This is a genomic window from Pseudomonas sp. BP6, from assembly GCF_017875935.1.
Lineage (GTDB): Bacteria > Pseudomonadota > Gammaproteobacteria > Pseudomonadales > Pseudomonadaceae > Aquipseudomonas > Aquipseudomonas putida_Y.
This window is the reverse complement of record NZ_JAGINI010000001.1, coordinates 5,344,581-5,369,978: the sequence shown is the minus strand read 5'-3', so window position 1 is coordinate 5,369,978 and position 25,398 is coordinate 5,344,581. Positions and strand designations below refer to the sequence as shown.

General features: G+C 58.4%; 23 protein-coding genes and 1 pseudogene. 6 read left to right on the top strand and 18 right to left on the bottom strand.

Features of this window, described 5'->3' with window-relative positions:
- The first annotated feature begins 1 nt into the window (after position 1).
- The 6 genes and pseudogenes from J3A98_RS24370 (at position 2) to J3A98_RS24345 (ending at position 5,727) form a co-directional block, all read left to right on the top strand.
- The gene (locus J3A98_RS24370) at positions 2–1,507 is read left to right on the top strand and encodes an NAD(P)/FAD-dependent oxidoreductase (protein WP_209969052.1); all 1,506 of its coding nucleotides are present in this window, start codon (positions 2–4) and stop codon (positions 1,505–1,507) included.
- Between the two features lie 40 nt (positions 1,508–1,547).
- On the top strand, positions 1,548–1,919 hold the full coding sequence (fdxA, locus tag J3A98_RS24365; protein ID WP_209969047.1) for a ferredoxin FdxA: 372 nt from the start codon (positions 1,548–1,550) through the stop codon (positions 1,917–1,919).
- A gap of 21 nt (positions 1,920–1,940) precedes the next feature.
- Positions 1,941–3,581, top strand: a complete 1,641-nt coding sequence (locus J3A98_RS24360) for an NAD(P)/FAD-dependent oxidoreductase (protein ID WP_209969043.1) — start codon at positions 1,941–1,943, stop codon at positions 3,579–3,581.
- A 77-nt stretch (positions 3,582–3,658) separates the two neighbouring features.
- On the top strand, positions 3,659–4,099 hold the full coding sequence (locus J3A98_RS24355) for a hypothetical protein (RefSeq protein WP_176682953.1): 441 nt from the start codon (positions 3,659–3,661) through the stop codon (positions 4,097–4,099).
- Between the two features lie 47 nt (positions 4,100–4,146).
- Positions 4,147–5,042: pseudogene (locus J3A98_RS24350) on the top strand (IS66 family transposase); the annotation flags it as partial.
- 61 nt (positions 5,043–5,103) lie between these two features.
- Positions 5,104–5,727 (top strand): methyltransferase domain-containing protein, encoded by a 624-nt coding sequence (locus tag J3A98_RS24345; protein ID WP_209969039.1) that lies wholly within the window; start codon positions 5,104–5,106, stop codon positions 5,725–5,727.
- Between the two features lie 107 nt (positions 5,728–5,834).
- On the opposite strand, the gene glmS is transcribed toward J3A98_RS24345, so the two are convergent.
- The 18 genes from glmS to yidC all read right to left on the bottom strand — a co-directional run bounded on the left by glmS (position 5,835) and on the right by yidC (position 25,398).
- Positions 5,835–7,670, bottom strand: a complete 1,836-nt coding sequence (glmS, locus tag J3A98_RS24340; protein ID WP_209969036.1) for a glutamine--fructose-6-phosphate transaminase (isomerizing) — start codon at positions 7,668–7,670, stop codon at positions 5,835–5,837.
- A 3-nt stretch (positions 7,671–7,673) separates the two neighbouring features.
- Positions 7,674–8,450 (bottom strand): DeoR family transcriptional regulator, encoded by a 777-nt coding sequence (locus J3A98_RS24335; protein WP_003253204.1) that lies wholly within the window; start codon positions 8,448–8,450, stop codon positions 7,674–7,676.
- Positions 8,451–8,640: 190 nt separating this feature from the next.
- The gene (gene glmU / locus J3A98_RS24330) at positions 8,641–10,008 is read right to left on the bottom strand and encodes a bifunctional UDP-N-acetylglucosamine diphosphorylase/glucosamine-1-phosphate N-acetyltransferase GlmU (protein ID WP_209969033.1); all 1,368 of its coding nucleotides are present in this window, start codon (positions 10,006–10,008) and stop codon (positions 8,641–8,643) included.
- Positions 10,009–10,129: 121 nt separating this feature from the next.
- Positions 10,130–10,549, bottom strand: a complete 420-nt coding sequence (locus tag J3A98_RS24325; RefSeq protein WP_003260039.1) for a F0F1 ATP synthase subunit epsilon — start codon at positions 10,547–10,549, stop codon at positions 10,130–10,132.
- Between the two features lie 43 nt (positions 10,550–10,592).
- Positions 10,593–11,969 carry a F0F1 ATP synthase subunit beta gene (gene atpD, locus J3A98_RS24320; RefSeq protein WP_003253197.1) on the bottom strand — a complete coding sequence of 459 codons (1,377 nt, stop codon included), beginning with the start codon at positions 11,967–11,969 and terminating at the stop codon, positions 10,593–10,595.
- A 27-nt stretch (positions 11,970–11,996) separates the two neighbouring features.
- A complete protein-coding gene (gene atpG, locus J3A98_RS24315) occupies positions 11,997–12,857 on the bottom strand; it encodes a F0F1 ATP synthase subunit gamma (protein ID WP_003253195.1) in 861 nt (286 codons plus the stop codon).
- Positions 12,858–12,905: 48 nt separating this feature from the next.
- Positions 12,906–14,450, bottom strand: a complete 1,545-nt coding sequence (atpA, locus tag J3A98_RS24310; RefSeq protein ID WP_176682956.1) for a F0F1 ATP synthase subunit alpha — start codon at positions 14,448–14,450, stop codon at positions 12,906–12,908.
- Positions 14,451–14,471: 21 nt separating this feature from the next.
- A complete protein-coding gene (locus J3A98_RS24305) occupies positions 14,472–15,008 on the bottom strand; it encodes a F0F1 ATP synthase subunit delta (protein ID WP_003253191.1) in 537 nt (178 codons plus the stop codon).
- A gap of 12 nt (positions 15,009–15,020) precedes the next feature.
- Positions 15,021–15,491, bottom strand: a complete 471-nt coding sequence (locus J3A98_RS24300) for a F0F1 ATP synthase subunit B (RefSeq protein ID WP_010955888.1) — start codon at positions 15,489–15,491, stop codon at positions 15,021–15,023.
- Positions 15,492–15,547: 56 nt separating this feature from the next.
- A complete protein-coding gene (gene atpE, locus J3A98_RS24295) occupies positions 15,548–15,805 on the bottom strand; it encodes a F0F1 ATP synthase subunit C (protein WP_003097235.1) in 258 nt (85 codons plus the stop codon).
- A gap of 144 nt (positions 15,806–15,949) precedes the next feature.
- On the bottom strand, positions 15,950–16,819 hold the full coding sequence (gene atpB, locus J3A98_RS24290) for a F0F1 ATP synthase subunit A (protein ID WP_010955889.1): 870 nt from the start codon (positions 16,817–16,819) through the stop codon (positions 15,950–15,952).
- A gap of 16 nt (positions 16,820–16,835) precedes the next feature.
- Positions 16,836–17,243 carry a F0F1 ATP synthase subunit I gene (locus J3A98_RS24285; RefSeq protein ID WP_010955890.1) on the bottom strand — a complete coding sequence of 136 codons (408 nt, stop codon included), beginning with the start codon at positions 17,241–17,243 and terminating at the stop codon, positions 16,836–16,838.
- A gap of 149 nt (positions 17,244–17,392) precedes the next feature.
- Positions 17,393–18,265 carry a ParB/RepB/Spo0J family partition protein gene (locus tag J3A98_RS24280; RefSeq protein ID WP_003253185.1) on the bottom strand — a complete coding sequence of 291 codons (873 nt, stop codon included), beginning with the start codon at positions 18,263–18,265 and terminating at the stop codon, positions 17,393–17,395.
- Positions 18,266–18,274: 9 nt separating this feature from the next.
- On the bottom strand, positions 18,275–19,066 hold the full coding sequence (locus tag J3A98_RS24275) for a ParA family protein (RefSeq protein WP_003253182.1): 792 nt from the start codon (positions 19,064–19,066) through the stop codon (positions 18,275–18,277).
- 18 nt (positions 19,067–19,084) lie between these two features.
- Positions 19,085–19,735 (bottom strand): 16S rRNA (guanine(527)-N(7))-methyltransferase RsmG, encoded by a 651-nt coding sequence (rsmG, locus tag J3A98_RS24270; protein WP_176682958.1) that lies wholly within the window; start codon positions 19,733–19,735, stop codon positions 19,085–19,087.
- Complete coding sequence (gene mnmG / locus J3A98_RS24265) at positions 19,732–21,624, bottom strand: tRNA uridine-5-carboxymethylaminomethyl(34) synthesis enzyme MnmG (RefSeq protein WP_209969030.1); 1,893 nt, start codon at positions 21,622–21,624, stop codon at positions 19,732–19,734. Before mnmG ends, rsmG begins: the two co-directional genes overlap by 4 nt.
- Positions 21,625–22,257: 633 nt before the next feature.
- The gene (gene mnmE / locus J3A98_RS24260; RefSeq protein ID WP_209969028.1) at positions 22,258–23,628 is read right to left on the bottom strand and encodes a tRNA uridine-5-carboxymethylaminomethyl(34) synthesis GTPase MnmE; all 1,371 of its coding nucleotides are present in this window, start codon (positions 23,626–23,628) and stop codon (positions 22,258–22,260) included.
- A gap of 87 nt (positions 23,629–23,715) precedes the next feature.
- Complete coding sequence (gene yidC, locus J3A98_RS24255; protein ID WP_176682962.1) at positions 23,716–25,398, bottom strand: membrane protein insertase YidC; 1,683 nt, start codon at positions 25,396–25,398, stop codon at positions 23,716–23,718.

Genomic DNA, 25,398 nt, shown 5'->3' with positions numbered 1-25,398 from the left:
CATGAGTCAATCATACGATACTGTTTTTGTAGGAGCAGGGCTGGGCGCGCTCGCCAGCGCCAGCCTGATGGCCCAACGGGGTCAAAAAGTCCTGGTGGTGGAAAAGCACAATATTCCGGGTGGTTACGCGAGCAATTTTCGCCGTAAAGACTTCACCTTCGATGTGTCCCTGCATTCGTTCGATGGTGTCGTCCGCGGTGCGCATTCATTCAAGGTGATCGAGGCTTGCGGTGTCGCGGACAAGATCGAGTTTCTCCATCACCCGACGCTCTATCGCTACCGTTCACCCGATATCGACATCACCGTAGGGCATCGCGACCTGGAAGGTTACAAACAGACCCTGTATCGCTGCTTCCCCGAGGAAATCGACAACATCAATCGGTTGTTCGCCGAGTCCAAGCGCAACTATAAGGACCTTTGCGGCTTCCTTTATTCACCCAAACCGTTCTGGATGCGATTTGTCGCGACCCCCTTCGCCTATCCCCGGGTTCTGCGCTATGGCCATGAAACGGTGGATAAGTACTTTTCCAGGTTCACCCGCAACAAACGCCTGAAGGAAGTACTGTCGGCACAGTGGAGCTACTACGGGCTGCCGGCGAAAGACTTGGCATTCGGCTATTTCTCGTACCCCTTCATCGACTATCTGGAAAACGGCGGCTACTCGATCAAGGGCGGCTCGCAGGCGCTTTCCTCGGCATTGGTCGAAGTTATCGAGGCGCACGGCGGCCGTGTCGAACTGGAGTCGGGAGTCCAGCAGATAATGGTCGACCGAGGCAGGGTCACCGGCGTCGTCACGCGCAGATCGGGGCCGGTGAAGGCCCGCAACGTCGTGGCCAATGTTTCGCCGCATGCCGTGGTGGGTTTGGCAGGAAAAGAGCACTTCTCCAGCAAATACCTCGCTCGGTTGAACCAGCTGAAGTTTTCGGTATCCGGCTTCCAGGTGTATCTGGGCCTGGATTGCCCGCTGAGTGAACTGGGTGTCGACCCTGAGGAATACATCCACTTCTTTTCACCCGGGAAAACGCAACGCGCGCAATTCGAACATATCCAGGCCGGCGAACTGCATCAGGACAACACCAGTTGGTCGATCAACTATTTCTCCAATGTCGATCCGTCCATGGTGCCGCCTGGAAAGTCCAGCCTTGGCCTGTTCACCCTCACCGGCCCCGACGTTTGGCACTCGCTGGAAAAAATCGCTTACCGCCGCAAGAAAGCCGCGCTGACCGAGTTGTTGATCGCTAATGCCGAGCGCGTCATTCCAGGCCTGCGCGACCACATCGAAGTCTGTGAAGCAGGGTCACCGCGCACGATGACCAAGTTCACACAGAACCCACAGGGTGCGATCTATGGGTTCGAACAAACGCCTCAGCAGTCCGGACTGTTTAACCGTTTCCCGCAGAAGTATCCGGTAAAGGGGCTTTACCAGGTGGGCGCGTGGACGTTCCCTGGTGCTGGCTTCATCGGAACGATGTTGTCTGCCCGCTTGTTGGTTGACCGCTACTTCTAGCCAGTGATGTGCCCGTAAATACGACCTCGAGAGACTAACCATGACTTATGTAGTGACGGACAACTGCATCCAGTGCCGACACACCAACTGTGTGGATATATGCCCTGCAGACGCGTTCCACCTGGGGCCGAACTTCATCGTGATCAACCCGGAGGCATGCGTCGATTGTGGTCTCTGCCTGCCGGAATGCCCTGAAGAGGCGATTTTGCCGGAGAACCGCCTGGATGACGGTAATCGGTACTTCCTGGCGTTGAATGCCGAGCTTGCACAACATTGGCCCGTCATTCTCCAGAGCATCCCACCGCTGGACGATTACCAGAAGTGGAGTCATCAGCCGAACAAACTTGCACACCTTGTGCGCGAAGCCGAAGCGGTCGATCCGACCCGCGACCACCATCTGCAGCACGCTTGAAGTGCACCCGGACGAATGCCCATGCAAAGCTATGACCGATTCAAGACGCTGGAGAACGATACCTTCGACGTGATTGTCGTGGGTGCCGGCATTGGTGGACTGACCGCAGCCGCTACCCTCGCCAATCGTGGCAAGCAGGTATTGGTGCTGGACATGCACTATGAAATGGGGGGCTGCGCCACGGTCTTTCATCGTAAGGGCAAGGATTACGAGTTCGACGTAGGTCTTCATTACATCGGCGACTGTGGCAAGGAAGGGTTGATCCCGCGTATTTTACGCGGCGCCGGCATCGACGATGGTGAAATCAACTTTATCGAGCAGGATCCAGAAGGTTTCGAAACGCTCTGTTTCCCCGATTTTCAGTTTGCCGTGCCGCGCGGATATGAGCGCTTCCGGGAAAGGCTCATCGATGCGTTCCCCAAGGAAAAATCAGGCATCAACCGTTATTTCAAGATGCTACAGCAAGTCTGGGATTTCATGGGCATTCACTCCCGGCCGCTCTCGGCGCTATGGGTGCTGCCACGTTCCTGGATGCTGATGCGTCATTCGAAATCGACGGTCGCCCAGTTTCTCGACACCTGCACACAGGATCAGCGCCTGCGCGCCATCCTGACCGGGCAGCTTGGCGTTTACCATCAACCGCCCAGCAGGGCGACCATGGCTGGCCACGCTGCGGTGGTGAACCACTTCCTGCAAGGGTCATATTACCCGTCGGGAGGGGGGCAGATGTTCTCTGACAAACTCGGCGCGGTTGTCGAACGCAACGGAGGCAAGATCCTGCTGCGTTCCAAGGTCGAGCGTATCCTGGTCGAGAAGGGCCGCGCGGTAGGTGTCGAATTCAGTAACAAGCATCTGGGCAAACGTACGGTCAAGGCAGACGCGGTGATCTGCAACGCCGACATCAAACACACCTTGCTGGACTTGATCGGACGGGACCACCTCACGGCTAAAACCGTCACCAAGGCAGAGTGTTTCGAAATGTCGCCGGCTATGGGTGTGGTTTACCTGGGTGTCGATATGGACCTGAAGGCGATGGGGCTGAAGAACACCAATTATCGCATCTATCCCGGTTGCGACTACGAACGTGCCTACCGTGAGGTGTTCGCCGGACAGTTCCCGGATGAGCCCCATCTGTTCATCGGTAATGCCACCATGAAGGACCCGGACAATCCGGCCATTGCCCCGCCAGGCATCTACAACCTGCAATTGATGTCGGCAGTTCCTTCGAACCCGGAAAGCTGGGGTGTTACGCAGGCCGAGGTAGCGGATGGCAGCTACCGGAACAACCCAACGTACCTGGCCAAGAAGGAATGGTATGCGCGGCAACTGATTGCACTGGCTGAACGCGTGATACCGGGTATGTCGCAGCATATCGTGTATCAGGAAGTCTCCACCCCGTTCTCGGTGACCCGTTTCATCGGTTCAGCCGGTGGAACATCTTATGGCCTGGCATTCACGCCTGAGTACTTCCTGCATAATCGCCCGGGTACCAAAACCGAAATACGAAACCTGTTCTTGTGTGGCGCATCCACCCGCACCGGGCACGGGATATTTGGTGCTATGACGGGTGGTGTCGAAGCCGCTGCCGCTGTCGACGGCCGCAAGCTACGCTACCAGATCATGGATGTCGGCACGCGTGCTGAGGCCCAGGTAAGCGCTTGAGTCAACGCAACGCCGGGGGGTAAGGCCTGTCGTGCATGAGGCAGCTGGCGCTGTGCAATTCATCATGGAGAGATGATATGTCGAATGACTACAACACCGCTTTGCTGCTGGCCGCGGGGCTTAGCCTACTGGCGTCGATCATGCACGTGGGGGTAATCCTGGTGGGGCCATCGTGGTATCGCCTGTTCGGCGCTGGCGAGCGTTTTGTGCGTGCGGCCCAGGCTGGGCGTTGGTATCCAGCGGTAGTAACGGCGGGCATCGCCCTGGTTCTCGCTACCTGGGGCCTGTATGCCTTGTCAGGAGCCGGAGTGGTCGATCCATTGCCCTTGTTACGACCTGCGCTGATCGCCATCACTGTGATCTACCTGTTACGCGGCGTACTTGGCCCTTTTGCTCTGGCGGGTACCGGGCGCAGTGGCCGTTTCATCGTGGTCAGCTCGGCAATATGCTTGTTGTATGGCCTTGTGCACCTGGTCGGGCTCATTCAAGTGTGGCAGTTGCTCAATCCCACTGGCTGATTACGGCTGGCGAGAGCAAATCGGCAAGTGCATGAAAAGGTGGCTGTGCCGGGCTGACCATTGCTCGCTCGACCTTGGCCCAGTGGGTCGGGCAAACCGGTGTACGGCTCCAGCCGCTGGTCGATGCACTGCATGAAGCGGTGCTGAACCAGGGTGTGATTCACACCGATGAAACACCCGTGCAAATGCTCGCACCAGGCGAGAAGAAAACCCACCGGACCTACGTCTGGGCTTACACCACGACGCCGTTTTCAGCGCTCAAGGCAGTAATCTATGACTTCAGACCAAGCCGTACCGGCGAACACGCACGCAACTTTCTGGGTGACTGGAACGGCAAGTTGGTCTGCGATGACTTCGCCGGCTACAAAGCCGGTTTTGAGCAAGGCATCACTGAAATCGGCTGCAGGGCTCATGCTCGCCGCAAGTTCTTTGACCTGCATGTCGCGAACAAAAGCCAGTTGGCCGAACAGGCGCTGCACTCGATTGGCGGTTTGTACGAGGTTGAGCGCCAGGCTCGGGACATGACCATCGAAGACCGTTGGCGAATACGTCAGGAAATGGCGGTACCGATCAGCAAAACACTGCACGACTGGATGTTGGCCCAACGCGACTTGGCACCCAACGGATCAGCCACGACCAAAACCCTCGAATAAAGCGTGAAACGCCGGGTAGCGCTGACGCGCTACCTGGACGATGGGGCTGTACCCATCGGCAACAACAGGTCGAGAAGCAGCTACGGCCATGGGTACTCGGTCGCTCGAACGGCTTGTTTGCCGGATCACTGCGCAGTGGCAAACGAGCTGCTGCAATCATGAGTCTGATCCAGTCAGCGCGCATGAATGGGCATGATCCGTATGCCTGTCTCAAAGATGTGCTGACGCGGCTGCCGACACAGCGGGCCAGTGAGATTGGGCAACTGCCGCATCAGCGGGTATCGGCCTGACTTACGCAAAGTGAGTTGGGCGTACGCTTACAAGATTACGACCTCAGGGAAGGATACAAAAATGCAATGCAAAGACGCGTGCGGGTCTTTCAAGTGGACAACGTATTACGAGCACCACAGAGACCGTCCAGCATCATCGCTTCTTCACACAGCAATCGGACTTGCGAGCACTCAGACAAACTCTAGAAAAGCTGTGGATCTGGGCTGTGGCTCTGGCAATGAGACTCGCGCTTTACTTCAAGCGGGCTGGGATGTTCTAGCTATCGACCGAGAGCCGGCCGCAATCGAAATGGTACACGCCATAGGTCTGGATCACCCTGCTGCAAAGCTAGAAACAGCTACCCAATGGTTTGAAAGCATCGAGGCTTTGCCACCCTCGTCATTGATCCATGCAGGCATGGCCTTACCATTTTGTCATCCAGATCACTTTGAAAAATTCTGGTCAGTTGTGACGTCTGCACTTCTCCCTGGAGGAGTGTTCGTGGGCCAACTCTTCGGTGACAAGGATGATTGGGCATCCGACCCGGAGAGGACCTTTCACTCTGAGTCAGAAGCCCGTGTGCTATTCCAAGACCTTAGCTTGAAGGCGTTCAAAATCCATGAATATGATGGGCCCAGCATGCGAGGCACGAAGCATTGGCATCGCTTTAACGTCATTGCCCAAAAGCCAGCGTCGAACGAGTGAGGCAACTTTAAGGAGCAGGAGCATTGCAGGCGGCGGCGGGGTCGACTCACCGCCTCCTGCGACAGGTTTAATTCTCTAAATCTACAGCTTTATCACGAGCAGACCCCTTACTCGACAGTCACCGACTTGGCCAAATTACGCGGCTGGTCAACGTCGGTCCCCTTTAGCACGGCCACATAATAAGACAGCAACTGCAGCGGGATGGTGTACAGGATTGGCGCCAGGGCATCGGCAATGTGCGGCACCTTGATCACGTGGGTGCCTTCGCCATTGGTCATGCCAGCGTGCTCGTCGGCGAACACTACCAGCTCGCCACCACGGGCACGCACTTCCTGCAGGTTGGACTTCAGCTTCTCCAGCAGTTCGTTGTTCGGTGCAACGGTAACCACCGGCATGTCGTTGTCCACCAGAGCCAGCGGGCCGTGCTTCAACTCGCCTGCTGGGTAAGCTTCGGCGTGGATGTAGGAGATCTCTTTAAGCTTGAGAGCACCTTCCATCGCCACCGGGTACTGCGCGCCGCGGCCGAGGAACAGGGTATGGTGCTTGTCGGCGAACAGCTCGGCAATTTTCTCGACGGTGGCATCCATGGCCAGGGCTTCGCCCAGGCGGGTTGGCAGTCGACGCAGCTCTTCAACCAGCTCAGCTTCGACACCGGCTTCCAGCGTACCGCGCACCTGACCCAGGGCCAGGGTCAGCAGCATCAGCGAAACCAGCTGGGTGGTGAACGCTTTGGTCGAAGCCACGCCGATTTCAGGGCCGGCCAAGGTCAGCAGGGTCAAGTCCGACTCGCGTACCAACGAGCTGATACCCACGTTGCAGATCGCCAGGCTGCCAAGGAAACCCAACTCCTTGGCGTTGCGCAGTGCGGCCAAGGTATCGGCGGTTTCGCCGGACTGCGAGATGGAGACGAACAGCGTGTCCGGCTGCACCACCACCTTGCGGTAACGGAACTCGCTGGCCACTTCCACCTGGCAAGGGATGCCGGCCAGGCTTTCCAGCCAGTAACGCGCAACCATACCGGCGTGGTAGCTGGTGCCACAGGCAACGATCTGCACGTTGCGCACCTTGGCAAACAGGTCGGCAGCTTGCGGGCCAAAGGCCTGGACCAGCACGTTGTCCTTGCCCAGGCGGCCTTCAAGCGTGCGCTGAACAACGCTTGGCTGCTCGTGAATTTCCTTGAGCATGAAGTGACGGTAAGCGCCCTTGTCGGCAGCCTCGGCACCTTCATGATACTGCACGGTTTCGCGCTGGACCTTGTTGCCCTGCTGGTCCCAGATGGAGACCTGATCACGGCGAATTTCAGCGATATCGCCTTCTTCCAGGTACATGAAGCGGTCAGTAACCTGGCGCAGCGCCAGTTGATCGGACGCCAGGAAGTTCTCGCCAAGGCCCAGGCCGATTACCAGCGGGCTGCCACTGCGTGCGGCGACCAGGCGGTCCGGCTGCTTGGCACTGATCAGCGCCAGGCCGTAAGCACCATGCAGGCGCCTCACCGCCGCCTTCAGGGCGTCGGTCAGGTCTGGAATGCTCTTCAGGGTGTGGTGGATCAGGTGGACGATGACTTCGGTATCGGTCTGGGAACTGAAGACATAGCCCAGCCCTTTCAGCTCTTCGCGCAGTTCCTCGTGGTTCTCGATGATGCCGTTGTGCACCACGGCCACGTCATTGCCCGAGAAGTGCGGGTGGGCGTTGCCTTCAGTTGGCGCGCCGTGGGTAGCCCAGCGGGTGTGGGCAATACCCAGCTGGCCTGCCAATGGGTCATCAGCAACAGCAACCTCCAGCTCGCTGACCTTGCCGATGCGGCGGCGGCGCTGCAGTTCACCGTTCTGGGTGAGTACAGCCAAACCGGCGCTGTCGTAACCGCGGTATTCAAGACGCTTGAGGCCTTCGATCAGGATGGCTGTGATATTACGCTCGGCGACAGCACCAACGATTCCACACATGTTTTATTGCTCCTGGCTGATCGCGGCGCAGATCAGGTTGATGCCGCGGGCTTGAATTTGTTCGCGCGCTGCTGCTGGCAGGCGTTCATCTGTAATAAGGGTGTGCACGCTGCCCCAGGGCAGCTCGAGGTTAGGGATCTTGCGCCCCACCTTGTCCGACTCGACCATCACGATCACTTCACGGGCAACTTCCGCCATGACCCGGCTCAGCCCAAGAAGTTCGTTGAAGGTAGTGGTACCCCGGCCGAGGTCGATGCCGTCGGCACCGATGAATAATTGGTCGAAATCGTAGGAGCGCAATACCTGCTCCGCGACCTGGCCCTGGAACGATTCGGAATGCGGGTCCCAGGTGCCACCGGTCATCAGCAGCACCGGCTCGTGTTCGAGGTCGCAGATTGCGCGGGCCACATTGAGTGAATTGGTCATCACCACCAGACCTGGCTGGCGCCCCAGTTCGGGGATCATTGCCGCCGTGGTGCTGCCGCTGTCGATGATAATGCGCGCATGTTCGCGGATACGTCCGACGGCGGCACGCGCAATGGCCTTTTTATAGGAAGAGACGGGTTGTGCCGGTTCACCGAGCAACTCTTGCGGCACCGGCACCGCACCACCGTAGCGGCGCAACAACAAGCCGTTGGTTTCCAAGGCAGCGAGGTCTTTGCGAATGGTCACTTCCGAGGTGGCGAAACGCTTGGCCAACGCGTCCACACTTACCTCACCCTGCTCGCTGAGCAAAGCCAGAATATTGTGTCGCCGTTGTGGTGTGTTTCGTTTCGACATGTGCGTTTAAGTTTCGATTCGAAAGTTAGTGGTTGCAATCAAAACCTAAGACGAGCGATTCGTCAACCTGTCGCTGACCTGTGGATTGTTTCCTCTGCTTTGGCGCGGTCCTGTAGACGCGGGACAGGGCCAATAAAAAAGCCGACTTATTCACATAAGTCGGCTTTCGATCGAAATGGCTGTGAATAACTCAGCTCTTCTTGATCTTCTCCGGGCGCTTCCAGCCCGATATGTTGCGCTGGCGCGCACGGGCTACAGCCAGGTCACCCGCTTCTACGGCCTGGGTGATAGTCGAACCGGCTGCGGTGGTCGCGCCGGCCTTGATTTCCACAGGTGCCACCAGCGAGTTGTTCGAACCGATGAACACGTCTTCACCCATCACGGTCTTGAACTTGTTGGCACCATCGTAGTTGCAGGTGATGGTGCCGGCGCCGATATTGGTCCGCGCACCGATTTCGGCATCACCCAGGTAAGCCAGGTGTCCAGCCTTGGCCCCTTCACCCAGGTGGGCGTTTTTCAGTTCGACGAAGTTACCCACATGGGCCTTGGCTTCCAGTACGCTGCCCGGGCGCAGGCGGGCGAACGGGCCAGCATCGCTGCCTTCTCCCATCACCGCGCCTTCAAGGTGGCTGTTGGCCTTGACCACCGCGCCTTTGCGCAGGGTCGTGTTCTTGATCACGCAGTTAGGGCCGATCTGCACATCGTCTTCGATGACCACCTTGCCTTCGAGAATCACGTTGATGTCGATCAGCACGTCACGACCTACGCTCACTTCACCACGAACATCGAAGCGTGCCGGGTCGCGCAGGGTAACTCCCTGAGCCATCAGACGGCGGCCTTCACGCAACTGGTAGTGACGCTCAAGCTCGGACAGCTGGCGGCGGTCGTTGGCGCCCTGCACTTCCATAGCATCGTGTGGCTGTTCAGTTGCCACCACCAAGCCATCGGCCACTGCCATGGCGATTACGTCAGTCAGGTAATACTCGCCCTGGGCGTTGTTGTTCGACAGCCGGCCCATCCAGTCGGCAAGACGCGCGGCTGGCAGGGCCAGAATTCCAGTGTTGCCTTCCTTGATCGCTTTTTGCGCGTCGTTGGCGTCCTTGTGCTCAACGATGGCAGTTACCTTGCCCTGCTCGTCACGCACGATTCGGCCATAGCCGGTCGGATCGTCGAGGGTGACTGTAAGCAGTCCCAGTTGCTGATCGTTGGCCTTTGCCAACAGACGCTGCAGGGTCTCCACTTCGATCAACGGCACGTCGCCGTATAACACCAGCACAGTGTCAGCGGTCAGCGCCGGCAGTGCCTGGGCAACAGCGTGACCGGTACCCAGCTGTTTATCCTGCATGACGAAATTCAGGTCGTCAGCGGCCAGGCGCTCGCGAACCAGTTCGGCACCATGGCCAATGACCACATGAATACCTTGCGGCTGAAGTTGGCGCGCGCTGTGGATAACATGGCCGAGCATGGAATTGCCAGCTACCGGGTGCAACACTTTGGGCAGCGCCGAGCGCATGCGGGTGCCTTGGCCGGCGGCGAGAATAACGATATCGAGTGACATTACTGGCTACCAATCCTGGGCGGTCAGTGAAAGACCGTGGGGGGAGAAAACAGAAAAAGAAAAAGGGTAGCCGAGGCTACCCTTTTACTCAATCGCAACAGAAGTTATCAGCCGTAGCCGATTACTTGCCTCTGCGCATTTGCTGGACGGTACGCAGCTGAGCTGCGGCCTCGGCCAGACGTGCGGCGGCGGCGCCGTAGTCGAAGTCCGCGCCTTTCAGATTCAGGGCGTTCTCGGCAGCCTTGAGGGCCTCCTGAGCCTGAGCTTCATCCAGGTCTGCAGCACGTTGCACGGTATCGGCAAGCACCTTGACCATGTTCGGCTGAACCTCGAGGAAACCACCAGAGATGTAGAACACCTCTTGTGCGCCACCCTGCTTGGTCAGCGTGATCGGACCAGGCTTGAGATTGGTGATCAGTGGCGCATGGCCTGGAGCGATACCAAGATCACCCAGGTTACCGTGCGCAACCACCATCTCGACCAGGCCGGAGAAGATCTCTCCTTCCGCGCTGACGATATCGCAATGGACTGTCATAGCCATCTGCTTGCCTCAACCTGATAGCGCCCCTTGCGGGGCGCAGGAATTACAGTTTCTTGGCTTTCTCGATCGCTTCGTCGATGCTGCCGACCATGTAGAACGCTTGTTCTGGCAGGTGGTCGTAGTCACCTTTGAGGATGCCGCTGAAGCCAGCGATGGTGTCTTTCAGGGAAACGTACTTGCCTGGCGAACCGGTGAAGACTTCTGCCACGAAGAACGGCTGCGACAGGAAGCGCTGGATCTTACGAGCGCGGGCTACCAGTTGCTTGTCGGCTTCGGACAGTTCGTCCATACCCAGGATCGCAATGATGTCCTTCAGCTCTTTGTAGCGCTGCAGAACATACTGAACGCCACGAGCGGTCTCGTAGTGCTCGTTGCCGATCACGTTCGGGTCCAGCTGGCGCGAAGTCGAGTCCAGTGGGTCGACCGCTGGGTAGATACCCAGGGAGGCGATGTCACGGGACAGAACGACGGTGGCGTCCAAGTGGGCGAAGGTGGTCGCTGGCGACGGGTCGGTCAAGTCGTCCGCAGGTACATATACGGCCTGTACGGAGGTGATCGAACCTTCCTTGGTGGAGGTGATGCGCTCTTGCAGAACGCCCATCTCTTCAGCCAGGGTCGGCTGGTAACCTACTGCCGAAGGCATACGGCCCAGCAGTGCGGATACTTCGGTACCGGCCAGGGTGTAACGATAGATGTTGTCGACGAACAGCAGAACGTCGTTACCTTCGTCACGGAACTTCTCGGCCATGGTCAGGCCGGTCAGCGCTACACGCAGACGGTTTCCTGGTGGCTCGTTCATCTGACCGTAGACCAGCGCTACCTTGTCGAGAACGTTGGAGTCCTTCATCTCGTGGTAGAAGTCGTTACCCTCACGAGTACGCTCACCCACACCAGCGAACACGGAGTAACCGCTGTGTTCCATGGCGATGTTACGGATCAGTTCCATCATGTTTACGGTCTTGCCGACACCGGCACCACCGAACAGACCAACCTTACCACCCTTGGCGAACGGGCAAACCAGGTCGATAACCTTGATGCCGGTTTCCAGCAGGTCGTTGCCGCCCGCCTGGTCAGCGAACGAAGGCGCTGGCTGGTGGATACCGCGACGCTCTTCTTCGCCGATCGGGCCGGCTTCGTCGATCGGGTTGCCCAGTACGTCCATGATACGGCCCAGGGTGGCCTTACCAACTGGAACGGAAATGGCAGCGCCGGTGTCGACGACATCCAGACCGCGCTTCAGGCCTTCGGTCGAGCCCATCGCAATGGTACGAACCACGCCGTCGCCCAGCTGCTGCTGAACTTCCAGGGTGGTTTCCGCGCCTTGTACTTTAAGCGCGTTGTATACACTCGGCACGACGTCACGTGGGAATTCCACGTCGATGACGGCGCCGATGATTTGAACGATACGTCCGCTACTCATAGCTGGATCCTCTGAATATGTGAACCGTTAAACCGCGGCAGCGCCGCCGACGATTTCCGAGATCTCCTGGGTGATCGCAGCCTGACGCGCCTTGTTGTAGATCAACTGAAGCTCTTTGATCAAATCACCGGCGTTGTCTGTGGCGTTCTTCATGGCGATCATCCGGGCCGCTTGTTCAGCAGCGTTGTTCTCGACCACCGCCTGGTATACCTGCGACTCCACGTAACGCACCATCAAGCCGTCCAGCAGCTCTTTTGCGTCGGGTTCATACAGGTAGTCCCAGTGATGCTTGAGATCCTGATCCGGGGTTGCCACCAACGGTACCAATTGCTCGACCGTCGGCTTCTGGGTCATGGTATTGATGAACTTGTTCGAAACCACCGAGAGGCGATCGATACGGCCGTCCAGGTAGGCGTCCAGCATCACTTTGACGGAGCCGATCAGATCATTGATCGATGGCTCTTCGCCCAAGTGGCTGATCGCTGCTACGACGTTGCCGCCAAAGATGCGGAAGAAAGTCGCACCCTTGCTGCCGATCACGCACAGGTCGATTTCCACGCCCTGTTCGCGGTTTGCGCTCATGTCCTTGACCAGGGCCTTGAACAGGTTGGTGTTCAAGCCACCGCACAGACCACGGTCACTGCTCACCACGATATAACCGGCGCGCTTTACAGGGCGCTCGATCATGAACGGGTGGCGGTATTCCGGGTTGGCGTTGGCCAGATGACCGATCACCTGGCGGATACGTTCCGCGTAAGGACGGCTAGCAGCCATGCGCATTTGTGCCTTGCGCATCTTGCTGACCGCCACTTTCTCCATGGCGCTGGTAATTTTTTGCGTGCTTTTGATGCTCGCAATCTTACTGCGAATCTCTTTTGCGCCTGCCATGTATCACCTATCAGGTTAGCAAGCGGGGGCCTGAGCCCCCGCTGCGGCTTACCAGGTCTGGGTGGCCTTGAACTTCTCGATACCGGCTTTCAGGCCTGCGTCGATTTCGTCGTTGAAGTCACCCTTCACGTTGATCTTCGCCATCAGTTCAGCGTGATCACGGTTGAAGAAGGCGATCAGTGCTTGCTCGAAGCTGCCGATCTTGGAGACCTCTACGTCGGTCAGGAAGCCACGCTCAGCGGCGTACAGCGACAGAGCCATGTCCGCGATGGACATCGGCGCGTACTGCTTCTGCTTCATCAGCTCGGTAACGCGCTGACCATGCTCCAGCTGCTTGCGGGTCGCTTCGTCCAGATCGGACGCGAACTGGGCGAATGCAGCCAGTTCACGGTACTGAGCCAGAGCGGTACGAATACCACCGGACAGCTTCTTGATGATCTTGGTCTGAGCGGCACCACCCACGCGGGATACCGAAACACCGGCGTTCACTGCAGGGCGGATGCCCGAGTTGAACATGGCCGATTCCAGGAAGATCTGACCGTCGGTGATGGAAATCACGTTGGTCGGAACGAACGCAGAAACGTCGCCAGCCTGGGTTTCGATGATCGGCAGAGCGGTCAGGGAACCGGTTTTGCCAGTGACAGCACCGTTGGTGAACTTCTCGACGTACTCTTCCGAAACGCGCGATGCACGCTCCAGCAGACGGGAGTGGAGATAGAACACGTCGCCTGGGTATGCTTCGCGTCCTGGTGGACGGCGCAGCAGCAGGGAGATCTGACGGTAGGCAACGGCCTGCTTGGACAGGTCATCGTAAACGATCAGTGCGTCTTCACCGCGGTCGCGGAAGAACTCGCCCATGGTGCAACCGGCGTATGGCGCCAGGAATTGCAGTGCGGCGGATTCCGAAGCACTGGCAACAACCACGATGGTGTTGGCCAGGGCGCCGGTTTCTTCCAGCTTGCGAACGATGTTGGCAACGGTGGAACGCTTCTGGCCGACTGCAACATAAACACAGAAAATACCGGAGTCTTTCTGGTTGATGATGGCGTCGATGGCCATGGCGGTCTTGCCGATCTGACGGTCGCCAATGATCAGCTCGCGCTGGCCACGGCCGACAGGGATCATGGCGTCGACGGACTTGTAGCCAGTCTGTACAGGCTGGTCTACCGACTTACGCCAGATCACGCCTGGAGCCACTTTCTCGACTGCGTCGGTCTCGGTGTTGCCCAGAGGACCTTTGCCGTCGATCGGGTTACCCAGTGCGTCAACGACGCGGCCCAGCAGTTCCTTACCAACCGGAACTTCCAGGATGCGGCCGGTGCACTTGGCGCTCATGCCTTCGGCGAGGGTGTCATAGCCACCCAGGATCACTGCACCTACGGAGTCTTGCTCCAGGTTCAGGGCCATGCCGTAGACGCTGCCAGGGAACTCGATCATTTCGCCGTACATGACGTCGGCCAGACCGTGGATCCGCACGATACCGTCGGATACCGAAACGACGGTACCTTCGTTACGGGCTTGGGAGCTCACATCGAGGTTATCGATGCGGCCCTTGATGATTTCACTAATTTCGGAAGGATTGAGTTGCTGCATTGCTCTGCTGCCCCTTCAAACTCAAGATTTCAATGCTTCGGCCAGTTTCGCGATTTTGCCGCGAACAGAGCCATCGATTACCAGGTCACCGGCGCGGATGACGACGCCGCCAATCAGGCTGGCATCCTCCGACGCGTGCAGGCGCACTTCCTGGCCTAACCGTGCACTGAGAACCTTGGCGAGTTTGTCTTGCTGTTCTTGGTTCAACGCGAAGGCACTGGTGACTTCCACGTCCACGGATTTCTCTTGCTCGGCCTTGTACAGGTCGAACAGAGCGGCAATCTCCGGCAGAAGCAGGAGACGGTCGTTTTCCGCGGCAACATGAATGAAATTCTGTGCCTGTGCATTGAACTTGTCACCGCACACGTCAATGAACGTGGCGGCCTTTTCTGCGCTCGTCAGTCGCGGGGCCTTGAGCAGGCGCTGCATGGTGTCGTCTTGCGACACCGCAGCAGCCAGGCCGAGCATGGCTGACCAATTGGCCAGTTGCTGATGGGCCTGGGCATGCTCAAAGGCAGCCTTAGCGTAAGGTCGGGCCAACGTGGTCAGTTCTGCCATGATCGCCCTCGCTTAAATTTCAGCGGCCAGTTTGTTAACCAGCTCCGCATGCGCGTTTTGATCGATTGTGGCGCCAAGGATCTTTTCAGCACCACCAACGGCCAGAGCACCCACTTGGGCACGCAGGGCGTCTTTAGCGCTGTTCAGTTCCTGTTCGATCTCGGCCAGAGCCTGAGCCTTCACACGGTCAGCTTCGACGCGAGCCTGTTCACGGGCTTCGTCGACAAGCTGAGCAGCGCGTTTCTTGCTTTGCTCGATGATTTCGGCTGCCTGTGCTTTAGCTTCACGCAGTTGCTGACCCGCTTTCTCTTGGGCCAGCTCCAGGTCGCGAGCTGCGCGGTTGGCAGCGTCCAAGCCGTCGGCAATCTTCTTTTGGCGCTCTTGCAGGGCAGTGATGACCGGAGGCCATACATACTTCATGCAGAAGAGTACAAAAATCAGGAAAGCAACGGATTGGCCAATCAGGGTTGCATTAATGTTCACGCCAACACCTCGCTCGGTCTTAATTCATACAGCCATCAACTCGTGGTGACGAGTGATTAGCCGGCGATCTGACCAACGAACGGATTCGCGAAGGTGAAGAACAGAGCGATACCAACACCGATCATGGTTACGGCGTCGAGCAGACCGGCAACGATGAACATTTTGACCTGCAGCATCGGAACCATTTCTGGTTGACGAGCAGCGCCTTCCAGGAATTTGCCACCCAGCAGGCCGAAACCAATGGCGGTACCCAGAGCACCCAGGCCGATCAGCAGAGCAACAGCGATAGCGGTCAGACCAACTACAGTTTCCATCTTTCCTCCCGACTTTTACGTCGTATTGGTTAGGTTTTTAGTTTGAAGCGGTAAAACAAATCGTTTGGTACAGCATGCCCTTGCGGACTTTTTAAGCCCTCCCCCCGTACAGGCAGGGAAGGCTATCAGACACGCCAGGCGGTCTTAATGGTTATCTTCGTGAGCCATCGACAGGTAGACGATGGTCAGCATCATGAAGATGAAAGCTTGCAGGGTGATGATCAGGATGTGGAACACAGCCCACGCCCATTGCAGCACCACACCCAGGCCGCTGAGCCACAGCAGGCCCGAGCCGAACATTACAGCGATCAGGATGAACACCAGCTCGCCAGCATACATGTTGCCGAACAGACGCAGTGCCAGCGAGATCGGCTTGGCGATCAGGGTGACGAATTCCAGCAGGAAGTTGACCGGAATCAGCAGGATCTGCACGAAGATATTCTTGCTGCCAAACGGGTGCAGGGTCAGCTCACCGATGAAGCCGCCCAGGCCCTTGACCTTGATGCTGTAGAAGATGATCAGGGCGAAGACGCAGAAGGCCATGGCCAGGGTCGCGTTCGGGTCGGTGGTCGACACGGCGCGGAACGGAATGTGCGGGTCACCGGAAATCAGGATGGCCAGCTGAGGAATCCAGTCGACCGGTATCAGGTCGACGGCGTTCATCAGGAATACCCAGACGAAAATGGTCAGCGCCAGCGGCGCGATTACCGGGCTACGGCCGTGGAAGGAGTCCTTCACGCTGCCGTTGACGAAGTCGACCATCACTTCAACGAAGTTCTGCAGACCGCCAGGTTGGCCGGAAGTCGCCTTCTTGGCCGCCATGCGGAAGATCAACAGGAAGATCAGACCCAGCGCGACGGACCAACCCAGGGTGTCCAGGTGGAACGCCCAGAAGCCCATTGCCTTGGCTTCTGCAGCCGAATGGGCGAAGCCCCAGCTGCCGTCTGGTAGTTGACCGTAGGTCAGGTTCTGCAAGTGGTGCTGGATATAGCCCGAAGCGGTTTCTGCTGCCATGGTTGCCTCAAACGCCCTAAGGTCTCGAAAGTCTTTTATTCATCAGCAGGGGCGCGAACCAGCTGACCAAAAGGGTCAACACGAAGACGCCGAATACTGCTAGCGGCGCCAGTGGCTTCACTCCTGCAAAGGTCAGTGCAAAAAGCACTGCCGTCAAAATCATCTTGCCTGCCTCGCCAGCGTAAAACGACTTGACGATAGCTTGTGCCGCCCGAGCCCCGCTGAAGCGAAAAGCCTTCCAGGCGAAATACACATTGGGCAGCCAGGCAATCAAACCTCCGCAAAGGCCTGAATATCCACTGACCGACCCTTTCCACTGCCACAACACCAAGGTTGCCAGCAGCAGTACGACAAATTGAGCCAGCAGTACCGGAAAAACCGCCCAGCGATGGAAAGGCAGGCGGTTTGGCGTGCGTATTTCCATCACAACTGCTCCTCGGAAGTCGACCAACAAGTCAGCTATGACTTGGCATAATTTGTGCCGACAAAATGCGCGCAGAGTATAGGGGTGGATTAACCCCTATTCAACTCTTCGGTAGTGATTTCCGACTTCACGCTACAACAGGAATTGTTTCAGCGGATGTGAGCGAGCACGCCTTGCAACTCGTCAAGCGAGTTGTAGCGAATAACCAACTGGCCTTTGCCCTTGTTGCCATGACGGATCTGCACGGCCGAGCCCAGGCGCTCTGCGAGCCGCTGTTCAAGGCGTGCGATATCCGGATCAGGTTTGCTCGGTTCGACCGGATCAGGCTTGTCGCTGAGCCACTGACGGACCAGTGCTTCGGTTTGGCGCACGGTGAGGCCACGTGCGACAACATGACGCGCCCCCTCCTCCTGACGATTTTCATCCAGGCCGAGCAATGCACGGGCATGCCCCATCTCCAGGTCACCGTGGGCGAGCATGGTCTTGATCGCATCGGGCAAGGTAATGAGGCGCAGCAGGTTGGCCACGGTCACCCGCGACTTGCCCACAGCGTCAGCCACCTGCTGCTGGGTAAGCTCGAATTCCTGTTGCAGGCGCTGCAGGGCCATGGCCTCTTCCAATGGGTTGAGGTCTTCGCGCTGGATGTTCTCGATCAATGCCATGGCGATGGCGGCTTCGTCGGGCACTTCGCGGACCATGGCCGGGATCGTGTCCAGGCCGGCCTGCTGGGTAGCGCGCCAACGGCGCTCACCGGCGATGATCTCGTATCGGTTGTCGCCAATCGGGCGCACCACGATCGGTTGCATCACACCATGGTTGCGAATCGAGTGCGCAAGCTCTTCCAGCGCCTCCGGGTCCATGTCCCGGCGAGGCTGATACTTGCCACGCTGGACCAGCTCGACCGGCAGGTGTTGCAGTTCTTTCTGGTCGATCTTCACAGCCTGCTCTTCGAGCGCGCTGACGGAAGGACCACTGAGCAGTGCATCCAACCCACGTCCGAGACCCCGTTTCTTGACGGCCATACGGATTCCTTAAGTTGTTTGTGCAGTGCGTGATGGACGGCGTTGACGGCGTACCAGTTCCCCTGCCAGGGCCAGGTAAGCCAGCGCGCCCCGCGATTGCTTGTCGTAAGCAAGGGCTGGCATGCCGAAGCTGGGGGCCTCGGCCAAGCGAATGTTGCGCGGAATGACCGTGTCGTACAGCTGAGGGCCAAAGTGCTCCTTCAACTGCGCCGAAACATCGTTGTTCAGGCTCAGACGCGGATCGTACATGGTCCGCAGCAGGCCCTCGATCTTCAACTCCGGGTTCAACCGGGCGGCGATGCGCTTGATGTTATCCACAAGGTCGCTGAGACCTTCCAGCGCGTAGTACTCACACTGCATGGGGATAATTACGCCATCGGAAGCGACCAGCGCATTGAGCGTGAGCATCGACAGCGACGGTGGGCAGTCGATGAGGATGTAGTCGTAGTTATCGCGGATGGGCGCCAGCGCGTTGCGCAGACGGCTCTCCTTGACCTGCATTTCCAGCAGCACCACCTCAGCGGCGGTCAGGTCACGGTTGGCCGGCAGCAACTGGAAGCCTCCGTGCTCGGAGTAGTGCATAGCCTGGGCCAAGTCGCACTCCCCGATCAGCAGGTCGTAGACCGAGTGCTCGAGCTCGTGCTTGTCCACACCGCTGCCCATGGTGGCGTTGCCCTGCGGATCGAGGTCGATCAGCAGGACACGACGCTTGGTCGCAGCCAGCGAGGCGGCGAGATTGATACAGGTGGTTGTCTTGCCCACACCACCTTTCTGGTTCGCGATTGCGAATACCTTAGCCATTGTTGCGAGTGTTCCCAGTCATGCCTTGCGGCGCAGTATCAGCAGATGGCGCTGGCCCTGGCAACCCGGAACGGTCAGGGCCTGTTCGCTTTCCACTGTGAAGTCTGCGGGCAATGCTACCAGTTCATCGGCAGGATGCAGCCCCTTCATTGCAAGCCATTGCGTCCCGGTGTCGCCCAAGTGGCGGGTCCAATTGGTGAAGTTCTCCATGCTGCTGAAGGCGCGGGAGATGATTCCGTCGAACGGTTGTGGCGGCTGGAAGGCCTCGACCCGGCTGTGGATAACCGTGAGGTTGTCCAGCTTGAGTTCCATTTTCACCTGTGTCAGGAAACGGGTCTTCTTGCCATTGGCGTCCAGCACGGTCACCCGCTTGTGCGGATGCAAAATTGCCAACGGGATCCCCGGCATGCCTCCACCGCTGCCGACGTCCAGCCAACTGTCACGTTCGCTGTGGATAAACGACATGACACTGAGGCTATCCAGGAGATGGCGTGAAACCATCTCGTCCGGGTCGCGCACGGCAGTCAGGTTGTACGCTTTGTTCCATTTGATCAGCAGGGCCAGATAGCCGAGCAGCTTTTCGTGATGCTCGGCGCTCAGCTCGACTCCGAGTTTGCGCGCACCTGTGGACAACTCTTCAGCGTGTTGCGGGGTGACCAGGGAACTCAAGCGCTTTGCTCCAATTCGCGGCCAGCGCCGCGTTTTTTCAAGTGTATCAACAACAGGGAAATCGCCGCCGGGGTCACGCCAGGGATGCGCGAAGCCTGCCCCAAGGTTTCCGGACGGGTCTGGCCCAGCTTGCCCTGGATCTCCTTGGACAGGCCGGAGATCGTCGAGTAGTCGATATCCACAGGCAGGCGGGTGTCTTCGCTGGCACGCAGTCGGGCGATTTCATCCTGCTGCCGGTCGATGTAACCCGCGTATTTGGTGCGGATCTCGACCTGCTCGGCGACCTGCTGGTCGATCGCTTCACCACCGGTCGCCTCAATCAGGCCGGCGTAATCGATTTCCGGCCGCGCCAGCAGGTTGAGCAGGCTGTATTCGTGGCTAAGCGGTGTACCAAACTTATCCACAATCGCTTGGCCTTGCTCAGTGTTCGGGCGCACCCAGGTCGATTTCAGGCGCTGTTCCTCACGCTCGATACCGTCGCGCTTGGCACAGAACGCGGCCCAGCGCTGGTCATCGATCAGGCCCAGTTCACGGCCCTTTTCGGTCAGGCGCAGGTCGGCGTTGTCTTCGCGCAGGATCAGGCGGTACTCGGCGCGCGAAGTGAACATGCGGTACGGCTCCTGAGTACCCAAGGTAATCAAGTCGTCGACCAGCACACCGATGTAGGCTTCATCGCGGCGCGGGCACCAGCTGTCGCGACCTTGCGCACGCAGTGCAGCGTTGGTCCCGGCCAGCAGGCCTTGGGCACCGGCTTCTTCGTATCCGGTGGTGCCGTTGATCTGCCCGGCGAAGAACAGGCCGTCGATGACTTTGGTCTCGAGGCTGTACTTGAGGTCACGGGGATCGAAGTAGTCGTACTCGATGGCATAGCCCGGGCGCACGATGTGGGCGTTTTCCATGCCGCGGATCGAACGGACCAGCTCCAGTTGCACGTCGAACGGCAGCGAAGTGGAAATACCGTTGGGATACAACTCATGGGTGTTCAAGCCTTCCGGCTCAATGAACACCTGGTGGCTTTCCTTGTCGGCGAAGCGGTGGATCTTGTCTTCGATCGACGGACAGTAACGCGGGCCGACACCTTCGATCACGCCCGAGTACATCGGTGAACGGTCGAGGTTCGAGGCAATGATCTCGTGGGTGCGCGCATTGGTGTGGGTAATCCAGCAGCTCACCTGACGCGGGTGCATTTCAGCATTGCCCATGAACGACATCACCGGGATCGGCGTATCGCCCGGCTGTTCGGTCATTACCGAGAAATCCACAGAGCGGCCGTCAATGCGTGGCGGGGTACCGGTTTTCAGACGGCCGACGCGCAGCGGCAGTTCACGCATGCGGTGGGCCAGGGCAATCGAAGGTGGATCACCGGCGCGACCACCGGAATGGTTTTGCAGACCAATGTGGATAAGGCCGCCGAGGAAGGTACCGGTAGTCAGTACCACCGATTCGGCAAAGAAACGCAGGCCCATCTGGGTCACCACGCCTTTGACCTGGTCCTGCTCGACGATCAGGTCGTCGCAGGACTGCTGGAATATCCACAGGTTTGGCTGGTTTTCCAGGATTTCACGCACCACTGCCTTGTAGATGGCGCGGTCGGCTTGTGCACGGGTGGCACGTACGGCCGGGCCCTTGCGGTTGTTCAGAACGCGGAACTGGATGCCGCTCTTGTCGGTGGCCAGCGCCATGGCGCCGCCGAGCGCATCGATCTCTTTGACCAGATGGCTTTTGCCAATACCGCCGATGGCGGGGTTGCAGCTCATGTGACCGAGGGTTTCCACGTTATGGGTCAGCAGCAGGGTTTTCACACCCATGCGTGCAGACGCAAGCGCAGCCTCGGTACCGGCATGGCCGCCGCCGATGACGATCACGTCAAAACGGGAAGGGAAATCCACCACGCACCTCGTGCCTGTTTTTGCGAATAGAGAAGGTAAGCGGACAAGTATAGGGACTTCACCCCCAGTAAAGAAACCGTCTGAGCAAATTTTGACCAGTCTGTGGATGAGTGGCAAACAACAGAAATCAGAGAGAAGAAATTTAAAAAGCTTTGTTTTTATGTTTATTCTTATGCACAACGATATCTGTGGATAAAGTCTCCTATCCCACTAATGACGCTATGTAGAGAGAAATTAAACCCTGTGTCTGGAGTGGCATGAGGGCTATGGATAATGCCATTTATCCTGTGGATTAAATAGCTGTTTACCCACAGGCGGTTTTTTCCTCAGAAAAAAAGCCCGCTTATCAACTGAGCTGAAGGCGACTTTTCCACAGGGCTCCTGAGCACAGTTTTCACGCCGGGCATGAAAAATTCATCGCGCTGGCGGGCAGACATGATCAGGTTGAAACGGTCGAGCCCGCGAAAGGATGGGTACATCCGCAGAGATCTGGTGCTTGTAAGGGCTTCTTCGCGGGCCCGCCCGCTCACATGGGTGCTTGGGTCATCGGCCTGCATTCAGCTTCTGCAACGAATTTCAGGCAAAAAAAAGCCGCTCCCTAAGGAGCGGCGCTTGACCTTGCCAGGCTGTGGATTACTTGCCGATGCAGAAGCTGGAGAAAATCCGCCCAAGCAGGTCATCCGAGCTGAATGCTCCTGTGATTTCCCCCAGCGCATGCTGTGCCTGGCGTAAGTCCTCAGCCAGAAGCTCTCCTGCGCCCGCCAAGGTCAATTGTGCACGGCCGTGCTCCAGGTGCTCGCTGGCCTGGCGCAAGGCATCCAGATGGCGCCGGCGGGCGCTGAATCCACTCTCTGCAGTCTGTTCGTAACCCATACAGCCCTTCAGATGCTCACGGAGCAGTTGCAGCCCTGTGTCGTCGCCCCTGGCGCTGAGGGTAATGGTCACGTGGCCGTCATCGCACTGTTCCAGCGCTACCCGCTCACCACTCAGGTCGGCCTTGTTGCGAATCAGCGTGACTTTGGCCGGATCCGGCCGCTGAGCGAGAAACTCAGGCCAGAGAGCGAACGGATCGCTGGCCTCGGGCGCAGTGGAGTCGACCACGAGCAGAACGCGGTCTGCCTCGCCAATTGCCTTCAGGGCACGTTCCACACCGATCTTTTCCACATGGTCATCGGTATCGCGCAAGCCGGCAGTATCGACAACGTGCAGCGGCATGCCGTCGATGTGGATATGTTCGCGCAGGATATCCCGCGTGGTACCGGCGATGTCCGTGACAATGGCTGCTTCCCGTCCGGCCAGCTGGTTCAGCAAGCTTGATTTACCGGCATTCGGCCGGCCGGCAATGACTACCGTCATGCCGTCGCGCAGCAAGGCGCCTTGCCCGGCCTCGCGCTGCACAGTGGATAACTCGCTGCGCACGGCATCAAGCATCGACAGCACGTGGCCATCGGCAAGGAAGTCGATCTCTTCCTCAGGAAAGTCGATCGCCGCCTCGACGTAAATACGCAGGGCAATCAACGCCTCGGTGAGGCTGTGCACACGCCTGGAGAATTCCCCTTGCAGCGAGCGCAGGGCGTTGCGCGCTGCCTGGCTGGAACTCGCCTCGATCAGGTCGGCGATGGCTTCGGCCTGAGCCAGGTCGAGCTTGTCGTTGAGGAAAGCGCGCTCGCTGAATTCGCCCGGGCGGGCCAGACGACAGCCGACTTGTACACAGCGCTGCAGCAGCATGTCCAGCACCACAGGACCGCCGTGACCCTGCAGTTCAAGCACGTCCTCGCCAGTGAACGAATTAGGCCCAGGAAAGAACAACGCAATCCCTTCGTCCAGCACCAGCCCGTCATCGTCGCGGAATGGGCCGTAATGGGCATGCCGCGGGGTCAGGGTGCGGCCGGTGATCAACAGGCCGGCCTTGGCAGCCAGAGGGCCGGACAACCTGACAATACCCACACCACCACGGCCCTGGGCCGTGGCGATGGCGGCGATGGTTTCACGCACAGTGTTCATGCTCGAAAGCCTCTACGACAAAACGACAGATAGCAAAAACGCCCCACTAGGGGGCGTTTTTTATTCACAGGCTAGCGTATTAGCCCGTCAAGCAGCAGCTTTTTTGGTAGCTGCTTCGATACGGCGAGTGATGTACCACTGCTGCGAAATCGACAGGCAGTTGTTCACAACCCAGTACAGCACCAGACCGGCAGGGAACCACAGGAAGAAGAAGGTGAAGATGATTGGCATCATTTTCATCACCTTGGCCTGCATCGGATCCGGCGGTGTCGGGTTCAGGCGCTGCTGGATGAACATGGTGGCGCCCATGATGATCGGCAGGATGAAGAACGGATCCTTGATCGACAGGTCGGTAATCCACAGTATCCATGGGGCCTGGCGCATTTCCACGCTTTCCAGCAATACCCAGTACAGGGCCAGGAATACCGGCATTTGCACCAGGATCGGCAGGCAGCCGCCCAGCGGGTTGATCTTCTCTTTCTTGTAAAGCTCCATCATCGCCTGGGACATCTTCTGGCGATCGTCACCGAAGCGTTCCTTGAGTGCGGCGAGCTTAGGTGCAACGGCACGCATACGGGCCATCGAGCGGTAGCTGGCAGCCGACAGCGGGAAGAACAGGCCTTTGATCAACATGGTCAGCACGATGATCGACCAGCCCCAGTTACCCAGCAGGCTGTGGATATGTTGCAGCAGCCAGAAGATCGGCTGGGCGATAAACCACAGGAAGCCGTAGTCGACGGTCAATTCCAGGCCTGGGGACAACTCTTTCAGCTTGGACTGGATCTTCGGGCCGGCGTACAGCATGGCGCTGGTTTCGACCTTGCCGCCAGCCGGTACGCTGATAACTGGGCCGGTGTAGCCGATGATGTAGTTGCCTTGGCTATCCTTGCGGGTCTGGACAACGTTGTTGTCCGACTTGGCTGGAATCCAGGCGGTCACGAAGTAGTGCTGCAGCCAGGCAACCCAGCCGCCGGACACATTTTCTTTCAAACTACCTTTGTCGATGTCCTTCATCGAGACCTTTTTGTAAGGCTCGGAAGCTGTCCACAGGGCGGCACCCAGGTAGGTAGCGGTACCGGTGGCAGTACTGGAGGACGGATCGCCGCTGGCATCACGCTTGAGCTGGGCAAACATGTTGCCGCTCCACGCCTGGCTGCTCTGGTTGTCGATCAGATAGCTGACATTCAGGTCGTACTCACCGCGCTTGAAGCTGAAACGCTTGATGTAGTTGACGCCGTTGTCACTGAACTTCAGATCTACCACCAGTTGTTCCTGGCCGTCGGCCAGCTGGTAGCTCTTCTGTTCGGCAGCATACAGGGGACGGCCGCTGGCGCGGGCATCCGGACCGTCGGTGCCGGTCAGACCGCTTTGTGCCAGGTAAACACGCTCACCACCGTTGTCGAACAACTGGAATGGAATGTTCGGGTGGTCTTGACGGCGTGGGTACTTCGGCAGGTTCAGCTGGACGATGTCACCACCGACCGGATCGATAGCCAGTTCCAGAACGTCGGTCTTGACTCGGATCAGGTCCTTGCTGAGTGCGACCGGTGCCAGTTCGGCAGGGCTCGATTCGGCGTTGGCGCTCGGTACATCGGCGCTGGCACCGTTGTTACCGGCCGGCACGCCATCGGGCAAGCCCGGAGCAACAGTGCTGGCAGCAGTATTCTGAGTCGGCAGGGCAGCCTGGCCGTAGTCATCGTTCCACTTCAGGACCATGACGTAGGACACGACTGCCAGCGCGGCGATCAGGATCGTGCGTTTAATATCCAT

What these genes read in the sequence shown, in the direction of transcription:
- J3A98_RS24325 (WP_003260039.1), bottom strand. Translation starts at nt 10,549, where the DNA reads ATGGCTATGACAGTCCATTGCGATATCGTCAGCGCGGAAGGAGAGATC.
- mnmE (WP_209969028.1), bottom strand. Translation starts at nt 23,628, where the DNA reads ATGAACACTGTGCGTGAAACCATCGCCGCCATCGCCACGGCCCAGGGC.
- J3A98_RS24355 (WP_176682953.1), top strand. Translation starts at nt 3,659, where the DNA reads ATGTCGAATGACTACAACACCGCTTTGCTGCTGGCCGCGGGGCTTAGC.
- yidC (WP_176682962.1), bottom strand. Translation starts at nt 25,398, where the DNA reads ATGGATATTAAACGCACGATCCTGATCGCCGCGCTGGCAGTCGTGTCC.
- J3A98_RS24305 (WP_003253191.1), bottom strand. Translation starts at nt 15,008, where the DNA reads ATGGCAGAACTGACCACGTTGGCCCGACCTTACGCTAAGGCTGCCTTT.
- J3A98_RS24370 (WP_209969052.1), top strand. Translation starts at nt 2, where the DNA reads ATGAGTCAATCATACGATACTGTTTTTGTAGGAGCAGGGCTGGGCGCG.
- J3A98_RS24280 (WP_003253185.1), bottom strand. Translation starts at nt 18,265, where the DNA reads ATGGCCGTCAAGAAACGGGGTCTCGGACGTGGGTTGGATGCACTGCTC.
- J3A98_RS24275 (WP_003253182.1), bottom strand. Translation starts at nt 19,066, where the DNA reads ATGGCTAAGGTATTCGCAATCGCGAACCAGAAAGGTGGTGTGGGCAAG.
- atpD (WP_003253197.1), bottom strand. Translation starts at nt 11,969, where the DNA reads ATGAGTAGCGGACGTATCGTTCAAATCATCGGCGCCGTCATCGACGTG.
- J3A98_RS24335 (WP_003253204.1), bottom strand. Translation starts at nt 8,450, where the DNA reads ATGTCGAAACGAAACACACCACAACGGCGACACAATATTCTGGCTTTG.
- atpB (WP_010955889.1), bottom strand. Translation starts at nt 16,819, where the DNA reads ATGGCAGCAGAAACCGCTTCGGGCTATATCCAGCACCACTTGCAGAAC.
- atpA (WP_176682956.1), bottom strand. Translation starts at nt 14,450, where the DNA reads ATGCAGCAACTCAATCCTTCCGAAATTAGTGAAATCATCAAGGGCCGC.
- fdxA (WP_209969047.1), top strand. Translation starts at nt 1,548, where the DNA reads ATGACTTATGTAGTGACGGACAACTGCATCCAGTGCCGACACACCAAC.
- glmU (WP_209969033.1), bottom strand. Translation starts at nt 10,008, where the DNA reads ATGTCACTCGATATCGTTATTCTCGCCGCCGGCCAAGGCACCCGCATG.
- atpE (WP_003097235.1), bottom strand. Translation starts at nt 15,805, where the DNA reads ATGGAAACTGTAGTTGGTCTGACCGCTATCGCTGTTGCTCTGCTGATC.
- atpG (WP_003253195.1), bottom strand. Translation starts at nt 12,857, where the DNA reads ATGGCAGGCGCAAAAGAGATTCGCAGTAAGATTGCGAGCATCAAAAGC.
- J3A98_RS24345 (WP_209969039.1), top strand. Translation starts at nt 5,104, where the DNA reads ATGCAATGCAAAGACGCGTGCGGGTCTTTCAAGTGGACAACGTATTAC.
- J3A98_RS24360 (WP_209969043.1), top strand. Translation starts at nt 1,941, where the DNA reads ATGCAAAGCTATGACCGATTCAAGACGCTGGAGAACGATACCTTCGAC.
- glmS (WP_209969036.1), bottom strand. Translation starts at nt 7,670, where the DNA reads ATGTGTGGAATCGTTGGTGCTGTCGCCGAGCGTAATATCACAGCCATC.
- J3A98_RS24285 (WP_010955890.1), bottom strand. Translation starts at nt 17,243, where the DNA reads ATGGAAATACGCACGCCAAACCGCCTGCCTTTCCATCGCTGGGCGGTT.